The 15,002-nt window shown below is 68.1% G+C and carries 13 protein-coding genes; 2 read left to right on the top strand and 11 right to left on the bottom strand.

What is annotated here, in order from left to right:
• Positions 1-11: 11 nt before the first annotated feature.
• Genes pgl through tkt form a run of 5 tightly spaced genes read right to left on the bottom strand, consistent with a single transcriptional unit; the run spans position 12 to position 6,497 of the window.
• Positions 12-752 (bottom strand): 6-phosphogluconolactonase, encoded by a 741-nt coding sequence (gene pgl, locus ACWDPV_RS10600; protein ID WP_449742916.1) that lies wholly within the window; start codon positions 750-752, stop codon positions 12-14.
• A complete protein-coding gene (locus ACWDPV_RS10595) occupies positions 752-1,666 on the bottom strand; it encodes a glucose-6-phosphate dehydrogenase assembly protein OpcA (RefSeq protein WP_449742915.1) in 915 nt (304 codons plus the stop codon). Before ACWDPV_RS10595 ends, pgl begins: the two co-directional genes overlap by 1 nt.
• Positions 1,667-1,700: 34 nt before the next feature.
• Positions 1,701-3,311, bottom strand: coding sequence for a glucose-6-phosphate dehydrogenase (gene zwf, locus ACWDPV_RS10590; protein WP_449742914.1), 1,611 nt, complete (start codon positions 3,309-3,311; stop codon positions 1,701-1,703).
• Positions 3,250-4,371 (bottom strand): transaldolase, encoded by a 1,122-nt coding sequence (gene tal, locus ACWDPV_RS10585; protein WP_449742913.1) that lies wholly within the window; start codon positions 4,369-4,371, stop codon positions 3,250-3,252. Before tal ends, zwf begins: the two co-directional genes overlap by 62 nt.
• A gap of 47 nt (positions 4,372-4,418) precedes the next feature.
• The gene (tkt, locus tag ACWDPV_RS10580) at positions 4,419-6,497 is read right to left on the bottom strand and encodes a transketolase (RefSeq protein WP_449742912.1); all 2,079 of its coding nucleotides are present in this window, start codon (positions 6,495-6,497) and stop codon (positions 4,419-4,421) included.
• Positions 6,498-7,125: 628 nt separating this feature from the next.
• On the opposite strand from tkt, the gene ACWDPV_RS10575 reads away from it, so the two are divergent.
• Positions 7,126-8,028 (top strand): heme o synthase, encoded by a 903-nt coding sequence (locus ACWDPV_RS10575; RefSeq protein ID WP_449743000.1) that lies wholly within the window; start codon positions 7,126-7,128, stop codon positions 8,026-8,028.
• 36 nt (positions 8,029-8,064) lie between these two features.
• Here ACWDPV_RS10575 and ACWDPV_RS10570 read toward each other — a convergent pair whose 3' ends face one another.
• Together ACWDPV_RS10570 and ACWDPV_RS10565 are read right to left on the bottom strand one after the other, a co-directional pair.
• Positions 8,065-9,030 (bottom strand): quinone oxidoreductase family protein, encoded by a 966-nt coding sequence (locus tag ACWDPV_RS10570; protein WP_449742911.1) that lies wholly within the window; start codon positions 9,028-9,030, stop codon positions 8,065-8,067.
• A gap of 53 nt (positions 9,031-9,083) precedes the next feature.
• Positions 9,084-9,593, bottom strand: coding sequence for a phosphoribosyltransferase (locus tag ACWDPV_RS10565; RefSeq protein ID WP_348803735.1), 510 nt, complete (start codon positions 9,591-9,593; stop codon positions 9,084-9,086).
• A gap of 130 nt (positions 9,594-9,723) precedes the next feature.
• On the opposite strand from ACWDPV_RS10565, the gene ACWDPV_RS10560 reads away from it, so the two are divergent.
• The gene (locus tag ACWDPV_RS10560; protein ID WP_449742910.1) at positions 9,724-10,098 is read left to right on the top strand and encodes a hypothetical protein; all 375 of its coding nucleotides are present in this window, start codon (positions 9,724-9,726) and stop codon (positions 10,096-10,098) included.
• Positions 10,099-10,170: 72 nt separating this feature from the next.
• Here the strand turns inward: ACWDPV_RS10560 and ACWDPV_RS10555 are convergent, their stop codons facing one another.
• The 4 genes from ACWDPV_RS10555 to mptB all read right to left on the bottom strand — a co-directional run bounded on the left by ACWDPV_RS10555 (position 10,171) and on the right by mptB (position 15,001).
• The gene (locus ACWDPV_RS10555; protein ID WP_449742909.1) at positions 10,171-11,190 is read right to left on the bottom strand and encodes a COX15/CtaA family protein; all 1,020 of its coding nucleotides are present in this window, start codon (positions 11,188-11,190) and stop codon (positions 10,171-10,173) included.
• 55 nt (positions 11,191-11,245) lie between these two features.
• Positions 11,246-12,043 (bottom strand): ABC transporter permease, encoded by a 798-nt coding sequence (locus ACWDPV_RS10550; RefSeq protein WP_449742908.1) that lies wholly within the window; start codon positions 12,041-12,043, stop codon positions 11,246-11,248.
• A complete protein-coding gene (locus tag ACWDPV_RS10545; protein ID WP_449742907.1) occupies positions 12,040-13,122 on the bottom strand; it encodes an ABC transporter ATP-binding protein in 1,083 nt (360 codons plus the stop codon). Before ACWDPV_RS10545 ends, ACWDPV_RS10550 begins: the two co-directional genes overlap by 4 nt.
• A 79-nt stretch (positions 13,123-13,201) precedes the next feature.
• The gene (gene mptB, locus ACWDPV_RS10540; RefSeq protein ID WP_449742906.1) at positions 13,202-15,001 is read right to left on the bottom strand and encodes a polyprenol phosphomannose-dependent alpha 1,6 mannosyltransferase MptB; all 1,800 of its coding nucleotides are present in this window, start codon (positions 14,999-15,001) and stop codon (positions 13,202-13,204) included.
• Between the last annotated feature and the right edge of the window lies 1 nt (position 15,002).

The raw sequence follows: 15,002 nt of genomic DNA, 5'->3' as shown, positions 1-15,002 counted from the left end.
CGTCAGCCGCCTCAGTCGGGCAGATCCGCGGCGGCCGCGCGATCGAGGAACCACACGGTCTCCTCGGTCCCGTGGGCTCCGGCGCACGGCCAGTCGGCGGGATCGGCACCGGCATGAGCCGCGGCGACGGCCTGCGCCTTGTCGGCGCCGGCGACCAGGAACCACACCGCCCGGCTACGGTTGACCACCGGTAGCGTCAGGGTGATGCGACGAGGCGGTGGCTTCGGCGAATTCGCCACGGCCACAACCGTTCTCTCGGTTTCCGCAGTGGCCGGCGTGTGCGGGAACAAGGAATTGATGTGTCCCTCGCCGCCCATCCCGAGCAGGTGCACGTCGAAGGCCGGGGAGACGCCCCCGCCGGCGGCCGCCAGGAGGGTGGCCGCATACTCTGCCGTGGCCGCCTCGATGTCGTCGCCGAGGGGTCCGTCCGACGGGGCCATCGGATGGACTCGGGACGGATCGACCGGAACCGAGCCGAGCAGCGCCTCGACGGCCTGGCCGTAATTGCGTTCCGGATCGTCGGCGGGGACGAAACGATCGTCCCCCCAATAGATGTCGACCATCGACCAGTCGATTGAACCGCTGTCGGAGGCCAGCGCGGCGAGGATCGCGATCCCGTTGCTGCCCCCGGTCAGGACCACCGACGCGACACCTCGTTGCGCCTGCGCGGTGGTGACGAGATCGACGAACCGCCTCGCGGCCGTACTCACAAGGGTGGCCTTGTCCTCGAAAACCAGTGTCTCCGTGGTCATCACGCAGCCCCCTGACGGGCGACCTCGACGGCACCACGCAGCGACAGCTCGTAGACCTCATCGGTGTCGAGTCGACGCAACTCCTCGGCCAGGTAGACCGGGAGATCACGTGACAACATGGCCACCCGGCCGTCGGGCTTACCGGGAACGGAGATGACGGCGTTGCCGTTCTGATCGATGGAGAGCACTGTGGCCCCCTCGTCGCGGAACAACCGCACCTCGAAGCTGCCGATCGAGCGGGTGGTCGGCACGCCCAACGCCCAGTGCAACCACCCCGCGAGCAGGTCGATCCCGGGGGAGTGGCCCGGACCGGTGACCTCCACCGACTGCACCGGGGTGTGCGGCGGACGGTCGATGGCCGAGGCGAGAAGTGCGCGCCAATGGGTGATCTGTGTCCACGCCAGGTCGGTGTCGCCGGGGGAGTAGGTCGCCAGGCGACGCTCGAGCACCGTGTCCGGATGAGCGGATTTGCTGGCATCGAGGATGCGCCGCTTGCCGATCCGGCCCATCGGGTCACGGGCGGGATTCTCCGGTGCCGCACCCGGCCACCACACCACCACCGGACAGTCCGGCAACAGGAACGGGGTGACCACGCTGTGCGGTTGATCGGCGAGCGGGCCCTGCATCGCCAGCACCACCACCTCCGAGGCGCCGGCGTCGCCGCCAACCCGGATCTGCGCGTCGAGTCGCGACTCGCCCTTGCGGCTACCGCACGCCAACACGATCACCCGGCTCGGGTGCTCACTGCTCGCGTCGACGGCCGCCTCGATCGCGGCCTCGGTCGGTTCGCCGTGTTCGGCGACCACCACCAGCGTCAGCACGCGGCCCAGGCTGATCGCGCCGCCGGATTCACGCACCTGCACCATCTTCTTGGCAACCTCGTTGGTCGAGGTCTCCTGCATGTCGATGATCATCGGTGTCCTCCCGGTTGCGTCGAATCCGTGGTGTTCACGGGCGCCGCCACGCCCGCCCGGCCCGGGCCATCATCTCCTCGGCGGAGGCCGGTCCCCATGTCCCCGACTCGTAGGAGTCCGGCTTACCCGATTCAGCCCAGTTCGCCAGGATGGGATCAAGGATCTTCCAGGACAGTTCGACCTCGTCGTTGACCGGGAAGAGCGAGGGTTCGCCGAGGAGCACGTCGAGAATCAGCCGCTCGTAGGCCTCCGGCGACGCCTCGGTGAAGGCGGTGCCGTAACTGAAGTCCATGTTCACGTCACGGACCTCCATGCTCGACGCGGGCACCTTGGAACCGAACCGGAGCGTGATCCCCTCATCCGGTTGCACCCGGATGACCAGGGCGTTCTGGCTGAGTTCCTCGGTCATCGTCTTGTCGAACGGGAGGTGCGGTGCGCGTTTGAACACCAGCGCGATCTCGGTGACCCGACGTCCGAGCCTCTTGCCGGTGCGCAGATAGAACGGGACCCCGGCCCACCGCCGTGAGTCCACCTCCAGGGCGATGGCGGCGTATGTCTCGGTGGTCGAGTCGGCGGCGAACCCCTCCTCGTCCTGCAGACCCGGGACCTGTTCGCTGCCCTGCCATCCGGGCCCGTACTGGCCGCGCGCCGAGTTCTCCTCAAGCGGCAGGATGTGGCGCGTCGCGGAGAGGACCTTGATCTTCTCGGTCTGTAACTGTTTGGGCTCGAAGGAGATCGGCTCCTCCATCGCGACGAGGGCCATCAGCTGCAGCAGATGGTTCTGGATGACGTCGCGGGCGGCGCCGATCCCGTCGTAGTACCCGGCGCGACCACCGAGGCCGATGTCCTCGGCCATGGTGATCTGCACGTGGTCGACGTAGTGCGAACTCCACAGCGGATCGAAGAGCTGGTTGGCGAACCGCAACGCGAGGATGTTCTGCACCGTCTCCTTGCCGAGGTAGTGGTCGATGCGGAACACCGACGACTCGGGGAAGACCGCGTTGACGATTGCGTTGAGTTCCTTCGCCGACTCCAGGTCGTGACCGAACGGCTTCTCGATCACCACCCGGCGCCAGTGGTCGTCCCGTTCGGTGGCCAGACCGCTGCGCTGCAACTGCTCACACACCGTCGGGAAGGCCTTCGGCGGGATCGACAGGTAGAAGGCGTGATTGCCGTCCGTGCCGCGCTCCTCATCGAGCTTGGCGAGGGTCTGCTTCAACCGCAGGAAGGCGTCGTCGTCGTCGAAGGAACCGTGCACGAAGCGGAACCCCTCGGCGAGGCGTTCCCACACCTCTTCCCGGAAACCGGTCCGGGCGTGCTGTCGCACCGCGTCATGGACAACCGTGGAGAAATGCTCGTCGTCCCAGTCGCGTCGGGCGAAGCCGACCAAGGCGAACGACGGCGGCAGCAAACCCCGGTTGGCCAGGTCGTAAACGGCCGGCATCAGTTTCTTGCGGGCCAGGTCCCCGGTCACACCGAAGATCACCAGACTCGACGGTCCGGCGATCCGCGGCAGCCGTTTGTCACGGGGATCGCGTAACGGGTTCTTCCACGTCGGGCTCTGCGAGGACGACGCCACGCGTTCAGGCCTTCTTCGCCGCGGAGAGCTGCTCGGAGGTGGCGTCGAGCAGTTCGTTCCACGCATCCTCGAACTTGCTCACGCCCTCGTCCTCGAGGACGGCGAAGACGTCGACGAGATCGATGCCCAGCGCCGCGATGGCGTCGAACGTCTCCTGGGAGGCAGCGGCAGTCCCGATGATGGAGTCGGTGTTGACCCAGCCGTGATCGGCGAAGGCGTCCATCGTCTTGCCCGGCATCGTGTTCACGGTGTTCGGCGCGACGAGCTCACTCACGTACAGGGTGTCGGGGTAGTCGGCGTTCTTGGTACCCGTCGATGCCCACAGCGCACGCTGCGGGTTGGCGCCCTTGGCGAGCAGTTCGGGGAACCGGGACTCGACCTCGAACACCTGCTGATACGCCGAGTAGGCCAGCCGGGCGTTGGCGAGGGCGGCCTTGCCCTTGAGGTCGACGGCCTCCGGGGTGCCGATCGCGTCGAGGCGCTTGTCGATCTCGGTGTCCACCCGGGACACGAAGAACGACGCCACCGAGTGGATCGCGGACAGGTCGTGGCCCGCCTCGGCCGCGGCCTCGATGCCGGCGAGGTAGGCCTCCATCACACCCTGGTAGCGCTCGACGGAGAAGATCAGCGTCACGTTGACGCTGATGCCCTCGGCGAGGACGCGGGTGATCGCGGGCAGGCCCGCCTTGGTGGCCGGGATCTTGATCAGCAGGTTCGGCCGATCCACGATCTTCCACAGCTCGACGGCCTGGGCGACGGTGGTGTCGGTCTGGTGTGCCAGACGCGGATCGACCTCGATCGACACCCGGCCGTCGATGCCGCCCGACGCGGTGTACACCGGTGCGAGCACGTCGCACGCCGCACGCACGTCATCGGTGGTGATGGTGCGGATGGTGGCGTCCACATCGGCGTCACGCGCCGCGAGTTCGGCGATCTGGGCGTCGTAGGTGCGTGTGGAGGAGATGGAGGCCTGGAAGATCGACGGGTTGGTGGTCACGCCGACCACCGACTTGGTGTCGATGACCTCCTGCAGGCCGCCGGAGGAGATCAGGTCACGGGACAGGTCGTCCAGCCACACGGATACCCCGGCGGCGGACAGTTCGGCGAGCTTGGCGTTCTGGGTCACGATTCTCTCCTGGGTTCTCGTGGGTGTGGACTTCTCGCCCGGCCAGGTCAGCCGGCGACAACGCCCTGTGCCGCGGTGGCGACAGCGTCGGCGGTGATTCCGAACTTCTCGAAGAGCACCTTGTAGTCGGCCGAGGCACCGAAGTGCTCCAGCGACACGATCGCCCCGGAATCCCCGACGATCTGGTACCAGGGCATGGCGATTCCCGCTTCGACCGAGACGCGGGGCACCGACGGCGGCAGCACCGAATCGCGGTATGCCTGGTCCTGCTCAAAGAACCACTCGAAGCAGGGCATGGACACGACGCGAGCCGCAATTCCCTTGTCCGCCAGGATCTTCTCGGCCTCGACGGCAAGCTGGACCTCGGAACCGGTGCCGATCAACACGACCTGCGGGTCGCTCTCGGGATCGCTGAGGACGTAGGCACCCGCGGCCACCCCGTCGAAGGAGGTGCCCTCGAGGACCGGGACACCCTGACGGGTCAGGCACAGCCCGACCGGATGATCCCGGCGGGTCAGCAGGTGCCGCCAGGCGTGCGCGGTCTCGTTGGCGTCGGCGGGCCGCACCACGTCGAGATGAGGGATGGTGCGGAGCGCGGCGAGATGCTCGACGGGCTGATGGGTCGGGCCGTCCTCGCCGAGGCCGATCGAGTCGTGGGTCCACACGTAGATCGGGTCGATCTCCATCAGCGCGGCCAGACGCACGGCCGGCCGCATGTAGTCGGCGAACTGCAGGAAGGTCCCGCCATAGGCGCGGGTCGGGCCGTGCAGCGCGATACCCGACAGGATCGAGCCCATCGCGTGCTCGCGGATGCCGAAGTGCAGGGTACGGCCGTACGGGTTGGCCGACCAGGACTTGGTGCTGATCGAGGTCGGGCCGAAGGAGTCGGCGCCGTCCATCGTGGTGTTGTTGGAACCGGCGAGATCGGCCGAACCACCCCACAGTTCGGGCAGCACCGGCGCCAACGCCGAGAGGACCTTGCCCGACGCAGCGCGGGTGGCCAGCGCCTTGCTGCCCGGCTCCCAGGTCGGCAGCGCGTCGGTCCAGCCGTCCGGCAACTCGTGCGCGTACAGGCGATCGAACAGTGCCTTGCGGTTCGCGTTGGCGGTGGCCCAGGCGTCGAAGCTCTTCTGCCAGTCCGCGTGGGCGGCGGCGCCACGCTCGCCGAGCGTGCGGGTGTGCGCGATCACCTCGTCGGCGACCTCGAAATCCTTCTCCGGGTCGAAGCCCAGCACCTTCTTGGTGGCGGCCACCTCGTCGGCGCCCAGCGCCGAGCCGTGGATACCGCCGGTGTTCATCTTGTCCGGGGCGGGGAAGCCGATGATGGTGCGGACCACGATCAGCGACGGACGGTCGGTCACCTGCTGGGCCGAGGTGATGGCCGCCTCGATGGCGGTCACGTTCTCACCGCCCTCGACGTGCTGTACATGCCAGCCGTAGGCGTCGTAACGCTTCGCGGTGTCCTCGGTCAGCGCGATCTGCGTGTCGTCCTCGATGGAGATGTGGTTGCTGTCGTAGAAGACGATCAGGTTGCCCAGCTCCTGGGTGCCGGCCAGCGAGGAGGCCTCGGAGGTGACGCCCTCCTCGATGTCACCGTCGGAGGCGATGACGTAGATGAAGTGGTCGAACGGGCTGGTGCCGGGTGCGGCATCGGGATCGAACAGGCCGCGCTCGTATCGGGCGGCATACGCCATACCCACCGCCGACGCCAGGCCCTGACCGAGCGGGCCGGTGGTGATCTCCACGCCGCGGGTGTGGCGGTACTCCGGGTGGCCGGGGGTCAGCGACTCCCAGGTGCGCAACGCCTCGAGGTCGGGCAACTCCAGCCCGAAACCACCGAGATAGAGCTGGATGTACTGGGTCAGGCTCGAGTGTCCACAGGACAGGACGAACCGGTCGCGGCCGACCCACTCGACATCGGCGGGGTCGTGGCGCATGACCCGCTGATACAGCGTGTAGGCCAGCGGCGCCAGGCTCATCGCGGTGCCCGGGTGGCCGCTCCCGCACTTTTGCACGGCGTCCGCGGCGAGGACACGCGCGGTGTCCACGGCGCGAGAATCGACTTCGGTCCAGTCCTGCGGGTGAACCGCGGTGGTGAGTTCGCGGATCTCGTCTGTGTCAGCCACGGTGGTGCCGTCTCCTGTTGCTATCGGGGTGCATGCGAGGGGGTGCGGTGATGCTGTGACCGGGGGCCGACGCGCCGACACACCGGGATCGGAACCGGCGTGCGTGGACATCGGCAGGGCCTCACCTGACCCAGAGTAATCGGCCCGACCGGACCGGTGCCCGGCACCCGAGGGACTCGACGGTGACGACACTCAATTCTTCGATCGAGAACCACACGGTCTACCATGCTGTGTAGTAGCCGTGGCGCAGTATTTCTGGAGTCGGACAACTGCCCTGGATGTGCCACGAGGCGTGAGACGTCAGGTCGGTTCTCCACCGGACCACCGTGTACCTGCGGGCAGGGAGCGTGACGCGATCACCCGGACAACAGACGGCCAGGGCAGGCGAGGAGTGGACGTGAGGATTGGGGAACGTGCGAGCGGAGAAGGCGCCGCCGCCTCCCGGTACACCTCCTCCCACGGCAGCGCATCCCACGGCCCCGCGCCTCGCCGGCCTGCTTCCCGGGACGGCGCGCCCGACGAGGTTCGGGTGACCGCCGAGGACACCACGGACTCCCACGGCACCACGAACTCCCACGGCACCACGGGCTCCGCCGACACTGCGCCGGTCGGCGCGGACAGCGCCTCGTTGATCGGCCGCGCCCGCGCGACCGTGATGGCCTACATCGCCCTCACCAAACCGCGGGTCATCGAGTTGCTGTTGGTGGCCACCATCCCGGTGATGCTGCAGGCCTCCCGCGGCCACGTTGACATCGCGGTCATCGCCTTCACCCTGATCGGTGGGTGGCTCGGCGCGGGGAGCGCGAACACCCTGAACATGGTGGCCGATGCCGACATCGACAAGAAGATGCGCCGCACCGCCCGCCGTCCGTTGGCGCGCCGTGCGGTCGCGACCCGAAGTGCGCTGGTGTTCGGCCTGCTGCTGTGGGTGGCGTCGTTCCTGGTGCTGTACTTCGCCGCGAACCTGCTCAGCGCGCTGCTGGTGACCGCCACCATCGGTTTCTACGTCGGCATCTACACCCTGATCCTCAAGCGTCGCACCTGGCAGAACGTGGTGTGGGGAGGCGCCGCCGGGTGCATGCCGACCCTGGTCGGCTGGGCCGCGGTCACCGGGTCGCTCAGTTGGCAGCCGATCGTGCTCTTCCTGGTGATCTTCTTCTGGACGCCCCCACACACGTGGGCGCTGGCCATGCGTTACCGCGAGGACTACAAGGCCGCCGGCGTGCCGATGCTGCCGGTCATCGCCTCCGACGAGTATGTGACCCGGCAGATGATGTTCTACACCTGGGCCACGGTCATCGCCTCGCTGGTGCTGATCCCGGCCGCGAGCTGGATCTACGCCGCGGTGGCGGTCCTCGCCGGTGCCTGGTTCCTCAGCCGGGTGCACAAGCTGTACCGCGACACCCGCAACGGTGCCGAGGTCACGCCGCTGAAGATCTTCCTGCAATCCAACGAGTACCTCGCGGTGCTCTTCTGCGGCCTCGCGATCGACGCCGTCGTCAACCTGCCGATCATCGCCGACCTGTTATGAGGCCGGGCCCGCACAACCGCTCAGCGGGGCAGCTGCTCAGCGCGGCAGCAGGACCGAGGTTCCGGTGGTTACCCGCCCCTCCAGATCGGTATGTGCCTGCGCCGCGTCGGCCAGCCGATAATGCTGGCCCACCCGCACCTCCAGACCGTCGGCGATGGCCCCGAGGTACTCCGATGCCCGCCACCGCAGTTCTTCGGTGTCGGCGATGAAATGGGCCAGCGTGGGGCGGGTCACCGACAGTGATCCGGCCGCGTTGAGACGCTGCAGATCGAACGGCGGCACGGGTCCGCTGGCTGCGCCGAACAGGACGACGATGCCGCGGATGCCGGTAATCGCGACCGACTGATCGAAGGTGTCGGCGCCCACCCCGTCGTAGGTGACGCGAACACCTGCACCGTCGGTGAGTCCGCGTACCCGTTCGACGAGGTCGTCGCCGTAGCGCAATACGTGGTCGGCGCCCGCGGCCGCGGAGAGCTCGGCCTTCTCGTCGCCGGACACCGTGGTGATGACGTGCAGACCCTTGCGCTTGGCGAGTTGGGTGAGGATCAGACCCACCCCGCCGGCGCCGGCGTGGACGAGGATCGCGTCACCGGCCGACGGATGGGCGCTCCCGTCGAGCAGGTAGTGCGCGGTCAGTCCGCGCAGCAGAGAGCTACCCGCCACCTGGTCGGAGACGCCGTCGGGGATGCGCACAGCTCGGGCGGCGCGCACGGCGACGAGTTCGGCGTAGCTCGCCGGGGTGTCACACCAGCAGACGCGGTCACCGACGGCGAGGTCGGTGACGTCGGCTCCGACGGCGACGACGTCACCGGCGCCCTCGCTGCCCGGGATGTACGGCGGCGCGGACGGGTAGAGGCCACGCCGGAGGTAGGTGTCGATGAAGTTCACTCCCGATGCAGCGACCCGCACGAGCACCTCGTCCGGAGCGGGGATCGGATCGTCGACGGTGCCATAGCTCAGAACGTCCGGACCGCCATGTCGGGTGACCTCGATTGCTCGCATGTCTCGTTTCTACACCGCGGGTGGATCCACCGGTTCGGGCCGGGTTGATGCCGTCAGGAGTCGGCGAGCCCCGTTCCGGTGACCGGCGGCTGAACCGACCACGGGAAGTTGATCCACTTGTCGGTGATTCGCCAGAAGTAGTCGGGTGTGGTGATCGTGTGCGGCTTCTGATAGATCACCGCGTTGCGGACCTCGGCGACGCGCCCCTGATGTTCGCAGTAGTCATCGACCAGGGCCAGCGTCTTGCCCGAGTCGGCGACGTCGTCGACGACGAGGACCTTTTGATCGTGCAGGCCACTGCTCTCCAGCAACGACGGCAGCATCACGGGTTCGGCGAGTGTCTCGCCGACACCGGTGTAGAAGGCGACGTTGAGCGAGATCATCAGTTTGCAGTCGAGGGCGTAGGCCATCGCCCCGGCCGGGATGAGCCCGCCCCGGGCGATGCCCAGGATGATGTCGGGGACGAATCCGTCGTCGGCGACCTGTTGGGCCAGTTCCCGGCAGGCCACCCCGTTCAACTCCCAGGTGAGGATCTCGCGGTCGGTGTTCTCGATGCTCGACATTGCTCAACTGTGCCAATGAACACGGCGGAGTACACGGTGAGAGCGGGATTCGGGGTGGGCAGCGACTCCGCTCACACTCGCGGCGAGGGGATGGTCGCCGGTGACCCGCTCGCCGGTATGCTCGTCAACCATGAGCGACCAGCCCGAATCCGCCCCTGCCGCACCGGCCCCGAAGGCGTCACTGCCCGGCGAGGTCGTCTCCTCGATCCGGAAGTTCGTGGCCCGCGAGGGCGGGTCGGCGACGGCCGTCCTGCAGCCGATCGGCGCGGCCGGTGTCCGCATCACCCTGGTCGGTCGGGATGGCGGCATTCTCGGTGACCGCGTCGTCGACGACATCGACACCGCCGCCGCCGTCGTCGAGGCCGTCGACGGACTCGAGATCGGTGAATGGGATCGGGACCTGACCTCGTCGACGAACGTCAAGCCCGGTCACTACCGGCAGATGGCCGGTTGGGTTGCCCACCAGAAGCGTTTCCCGAAGCCGCGTAACCAGGCGATACTCTGACGTACTGAGAACCACACGTCCGTACTCCGAACCCGTGCGGCGCCGAGGATCGTCCTCTGGGCCGCACGGGTGTCAGGGAACCGGGACGGGTGTGACGTTTTCGGCGGTCGACCGCTCGGATTGCCCGAACCACAGCACCAGCCAGGTGGCTCCGATCAGGAGAAGCGCGCTTCCGAGCATGTGCAGCAACACCAGCACGATCGGCAGGTCGGTGCTGTACTGCACCACTCCGATGACGCCCTGCAGTGCCAGCAGCCCGACGTAGATCAGTGCGGCGCGGGACTGGGGGAGTCGCATCACCCGGGTGACCACCACCGCGGCCACGGCCAGCCCGATGAGCACGAACACCGAGTCGGCGTGCAGCTGGGTGGTCTGCGACGGCGTCAGGCCGTTGCGGGGGGCCTCGGCGTCGCCCGCGTGCGGGCCCGATCCGGTGACCACCGTGCCCAGGTAGATGGCCACCCACGTCACCACATACACCGCCCACGACAGCAGCAACCCGGTCCGGGAGGCGAGGCCCGCCGGTGACTGTTCCCGCGGATACGGGGTGGTGCGGAACACCAGGACGGTGGCCCCGGACACCAGCAGCATCGACAGCAGGAAGTGCAGCGACACCACCCACGGGTTGAGATCGGTGAGCACCGTGATGCCGCCGACGACCCCCTGGAACGGAATACCCAGCGCGAGCAGGGTGACCAACACCCGATTGCGGCGTTGCGATGACGCCTGCCGCCACACCGCCACCCAGGTGGCGATGGCGATGGCGATCAACACCCACGTGAGCATGCGATTGCCGAACTCGATCACCCCGTGGTAGCCGAGCGCCTGATGCGGCACGAACGATCCGTCGGTGCATTGCGGCCAGGTGGGGCAGCCGAGGCCGGATCCGGTCAACCGCACGGCCCCGCCGGTGACGACGATCCCGACGTTGGCCACGAGCAGCGCGACGGCCCACCGGTGGACGAAACGCGCGGTGGGACGGCCGAATCCGGGGATCCGAGCGAATCCCGAGGGCGCCGTCGTCGCGGCGTCGGATGTGCCGGCCGTTGTGGCACCGGATTTGTCGGAAGTGGATTTGTCGAAGGTGGTCATCGCGGTCCGGTCGTCGTGGGGGCTGTGAGAATTATCGGGTCAGGGGTTGATGAGATCACTCGAATCGGAACCAGCGCACGGCGGCGGTGCCGCCGACGACCGCCCAGAGGATCAGCACCACGACGCCGAAGACGTCGAATTGGCTGTGCGTGGCGCGTTCCAGCGCCTCGGTCAGGGCACCGGAGGGAATGCATCTCGCTATCCACCACAGGGCGGTGGGGATCCGCGACTCCATGATGACGACGCTGCCGATCCCGACCATGGCAAACCACAGCAGGTTGGCGACCGCGAGAACGACCTCGGCCTTACCGGTGCCGCCGAGCAGCAGACCCAGTGCGGAGAAGGCGGTGGTGCCGATCGCGATGACGACCGCACCGATCGCCAGCCCCGCGAGGCCGGGTCGCCAGCCGAAGGAGGCGCCGATCGCGCCGATGATGATCGATTGCATCACCACGACGGCGACGACGGACAACGACTTCCCGGCGATGATCCCCCACCGCGGGATCGGGGTCGCCCCCAGCCGTTTGAGCGCTCCGTAGCGACGATCGAAGCCGACCGCGATCGCCTGACCGGTGAAGGCCGTGGACATCACCGCGACGGTCATGATCGCGGGGACGAACGTCGCCGCGCGTTCGGCGGTGCTCGAGCCCAGATCGGTGTCGAGGGGCAGCAGACACAGCCCGATGAGCAGCGTGATCGGGATGAACATCGTGAGGAGCAGTTGCTCGCCGTTACGCAGCAGCAGGCGCAGTTCCAGGCGCGTCTGGGCGGCCAGGATCTTGGGCAGGGACGCCGCGCCGGCGCCGGGCGTGAAGGTGCCTGCCGGGAATCGATTCGTGGTCAGGCCGGTCATCGCAGTGCCCGTCCGGTGAGATCCAGGAACACATCCTCGAGGCTGCGGGTCTCGACCCGCAGATCGGTCGCCAGGACGTTGATCTTCGCGCACCACCCGGTGACGGTCGCCAGCACCTGAGGCGTGACCGTGCCCAGCACCAGGTAGTTGCCCGGTCCGGTCTCCGAACAGCGGTAGCCCTCGGGCAAGGCCAACTCGAGCAGCGTCAGGTCGAGGCCGCGGGGCGCGGTGAAGCGTAATTCGTTCTCGGCCCCACGGCTGGTGAGGTCGGCCGGTGAGCCGTCGGCGACGACCCGGCCCCGATCGATGATGACCACATGGTCGGCGAGGTTTTCGGCCTCGTCCATCAGGTGGGTGGTCAGCAGGACGGCCGCACCGTCGCCGCGCAGCCGGTCGATGATGTCCCAGACCACCAGCCGGGCATGGGCGTCGAGGCCCGCGGTGGGCTCGTCGAGGAAGACCAACTCCGGCCGGCCGATGATGGCGCAGGCCAACGAGAGCCGTTGCTGCTGGCCGCCGGACAGGCGCCGGAATGGGGTGCGGGCCGCGTCGCGTAGGCCCAGTGCGTCGAGCAGCCAATCCGGGTCGATCGGATCGGCGCTGTAGGCGGCGCACAGTCGGAGCATCTCCTCGGCGCGCGCACCGGGGTAGGCCCCGCCACCCTGCAACATCACTCCGATGTGCCGGCGGAGTTCGTTGTTGTCACGGGTCGGGTCGAGTCCGAGGACCCGCACCGTTCCCTCGTCGGCGGTCTGGAACCCTTCGCAGATCTCCACCGTCGTGGTCTTGCCGGCACCGTTGGGTCCGAGCAGTGCCAGGACCGTTCCCGCGGCGAGATCGAGGTCGAGACCGTTGACGGCGGTGTGTCCACCGAAGCGTTTGACCAGTCCGCGGATCCGCAGGGCGGGTTCGACGTCGTGGTTGTCGGTGGCCCTCGGCGCGGACGCGCTGTGTGGACCAGCACCGTCAGGACCACCGTCCTGACGAAGACCGTCCCGACGAGTGCCCTGCGGGCGACCATCGTGCGGACGACCCGTCATCGGATCGTCGCTCGACGGTGGGTGGGTCGCGCTGCGCACACGGGCCAGACTATGCCCTCGTGGGCGCAGGGAAAAAACCACGGCAGCCGTCGGCGCTTGCTCGTTGACGCGGTGCCGATCACGTCGAGGTCGGCGTCGTCTCGGTGGCGCGGTCGCCGGACCTGCGCCGTCGCCTGCGTAGCCACGGCCAGTCCTCGAAGAACAGGGCGGTCATGACCGCGACCATGATCACACCGGCGAGCAGGCCCTGGGCGAGGACGACGCCGCTGGTGTTGGAACTGGTCGGCATGACGACGATCGCGATGATCGCCGAGACCGAGATGGTCGCGATCCGGAACCAGGGACGGGTGGCCCAGGCGGCGAGCGGGATGACCGCCCACAACAGGTACCAGGCCTGGACGAATGGGAAGAACACCACCACGGTGGCCATCGACACCCCGAGTGCGCCCAGCGGATGCAACCGGCCGGCCAGCGTCGCCAGCATCCACCGCACCACGAAGATCGCGGCGATGAGCTGCCCGAGGGGCCGTACGACATCGAGGATGGCCTGTGTCTGGTCGCCGAGGCCGAGGAACACCCCGACCCGACCGGCCGACACCGACAGCAGCGTCGGCATGGACATCCAGGAACGCACCACGGCGCCCGTCGAGAGGGTCTTGGTCCAGCCGAAGCCCAGGCCGGTGCCGAGGCAGACCAGCACCATCACCACCGCGAGAATGACGGCGAGCAGTCCGGCGGAGGCGACGAGTGCCCTAACGGTCCGGCGCGAGCGCGGCCACCACTGGCCCGGCGGTGCACGTCGCAGCGCCGGAAGTGTCGCGCCCCAGCGCAGCGCCAGGGCGATTCCGACGAAGCCGAGCGCGAGGATCGAGGTGAATTTCACCAGCGCACTCATCGAGATGATGGCCGCGCCCGCGACGAGCAACCAGCCCGCCCGGCTGGGCAGTCGAGCACCGGGCGGCCACAGCGGATCGGCGCCGTAGATCGCCTGGAACGAGAGTTCGATACCGACGAGCATCATGCCCAGCATCAGGGCCTCGTTGTGGATGCCGCCGACGAGATGCAGGATGACCAGCGGATTCATCGCGCCGAGCCACAGCGCGGCGACGGGGGAGACACCGCATCGCCGCGCCAGTCGGGGCAATGCCCAGACGATCAGGGCGATGCCGATCAGGGCGACGATCCGGTGCGCGAAGATCGCCAGGGTGATGTTGTCCCCGGTCAGCGCGGTGATGCCCTTGCCGATCCAGATGAAGAACGGCCCGTACGGCGCCGGGGTGTCGCGCCACAGGTTGGGCACCGAGCGGGTCAGGGTGTTCTCGACACCGAGTCCGCGCAGCGGGCTGACCGTGTACGGGTCCATCCCGCGGTAGGCGATCGCACTCTGCGCCAGGTAGGAGTAGATGTCCTTGCTCAGCAGCGGCGGGGCGATGACGATCGGGGCGATCCACAGCAGCAGGGTCCGGTCGGCCTGTGCGCGGGTCATGCGGCGTTCCGGGCTTCGTCCGTGCAGGACCTCGACACTGAACCGGCCGACGGCGAACCGGCCGATCAACAGCCAGGCCACCACCAGCATGATGGTGCCGCCGATCGACAGGGTCAGCGCGGTGCTCCACATCCGCGACGGCAGTGACAACACGCGGACACCGGCCACGGGATTCTGCAGCACCGGGATCTGCCCGGTGGCCAGGGAACCGACGAGCATGAGGATCGTGCCCGTCGCACCGAAGAGTTTGATGCGGGTCAGTCGTCGGTTCTCGGCCGCATCGAGTGGCCCGACCTCACGTTCACGGTCGTGCATCTTGGCGATGCTCACGCCGTATCCACCGCGTGTGTCGGGGTCGCGTGGCGTCGATCGAGCGGGTTTGCTCAATCCGACGTAATCCAGTGCCCGACGCAGCACCGTGGTTTCTGGCACA

Source organism: Gordonia sp. NPDC003504, assembly GCF_053587995.1.
This window is presented reverse-complemented; position numbering and strand designations above follow the sequence as displayed.

Excerpts from the sequence above, each read along its gene's own strand:
- pgl (WP_449742916.1), bottom strand. The coding sequence starts at position 752 with ATGACCACGGAGACACTGGTTTTCGAGGACAAGGCCACCCTTGTGAGT.
- ACWDPV_RS10595 (WP_449742915.1), bottom strand. The coding sequence starts at position 1,666 with ATGATCATCGACATGCAGGAGACCTCGACCAACGAGGTTGCCAAGAAG.
- zwf (WP_449742914.1), bottom strand. The coding sequence starts at position 3,311 with ATGCGTGGAACGAACTGCTCGACGCCACCTCCGAGCAGCTCTCCGCGG.
- ACWDPV_RS10570 (WP_449742911.1), bottom strand. The coding sequence starts at position 9,030 with ATGCGAGCAATCGAGGTCACCCGACATGGCGGTCCGGACGTTCTGAGC.
- ACWDPV_RS10565 (WP_348803735.1), bottom strand. The coding sequence starts at position 9,593 with ATGTCGAGCATCGAGAACACCGACCGCGAGATCCTCACCTGGGAGTTG.
- ACWDPV_RS10560 (WP_449742910.1), top strand. The coding sequence starts at position 9,724 with ATGAGCGACCAGCCCGAATCCGCCCCTGCCGCACCGGCCCCGAAGGCG.
- ACWDPV_RS10555 (WP_449742909.1), bottom strand. The coding sequence starts at position 11,190 with ATGACCACCTTCGACAAATCCACTTCCGACAAATCCGGTGCCACAACG.
- ACWDPV_RS10550 (WP_449742908.1), bottom strand. The coding sequence starts at position 12,043 with ATGACCGGCCTGACCACGAATCGATTCCCGGCAGGCACCTTCACGCCC.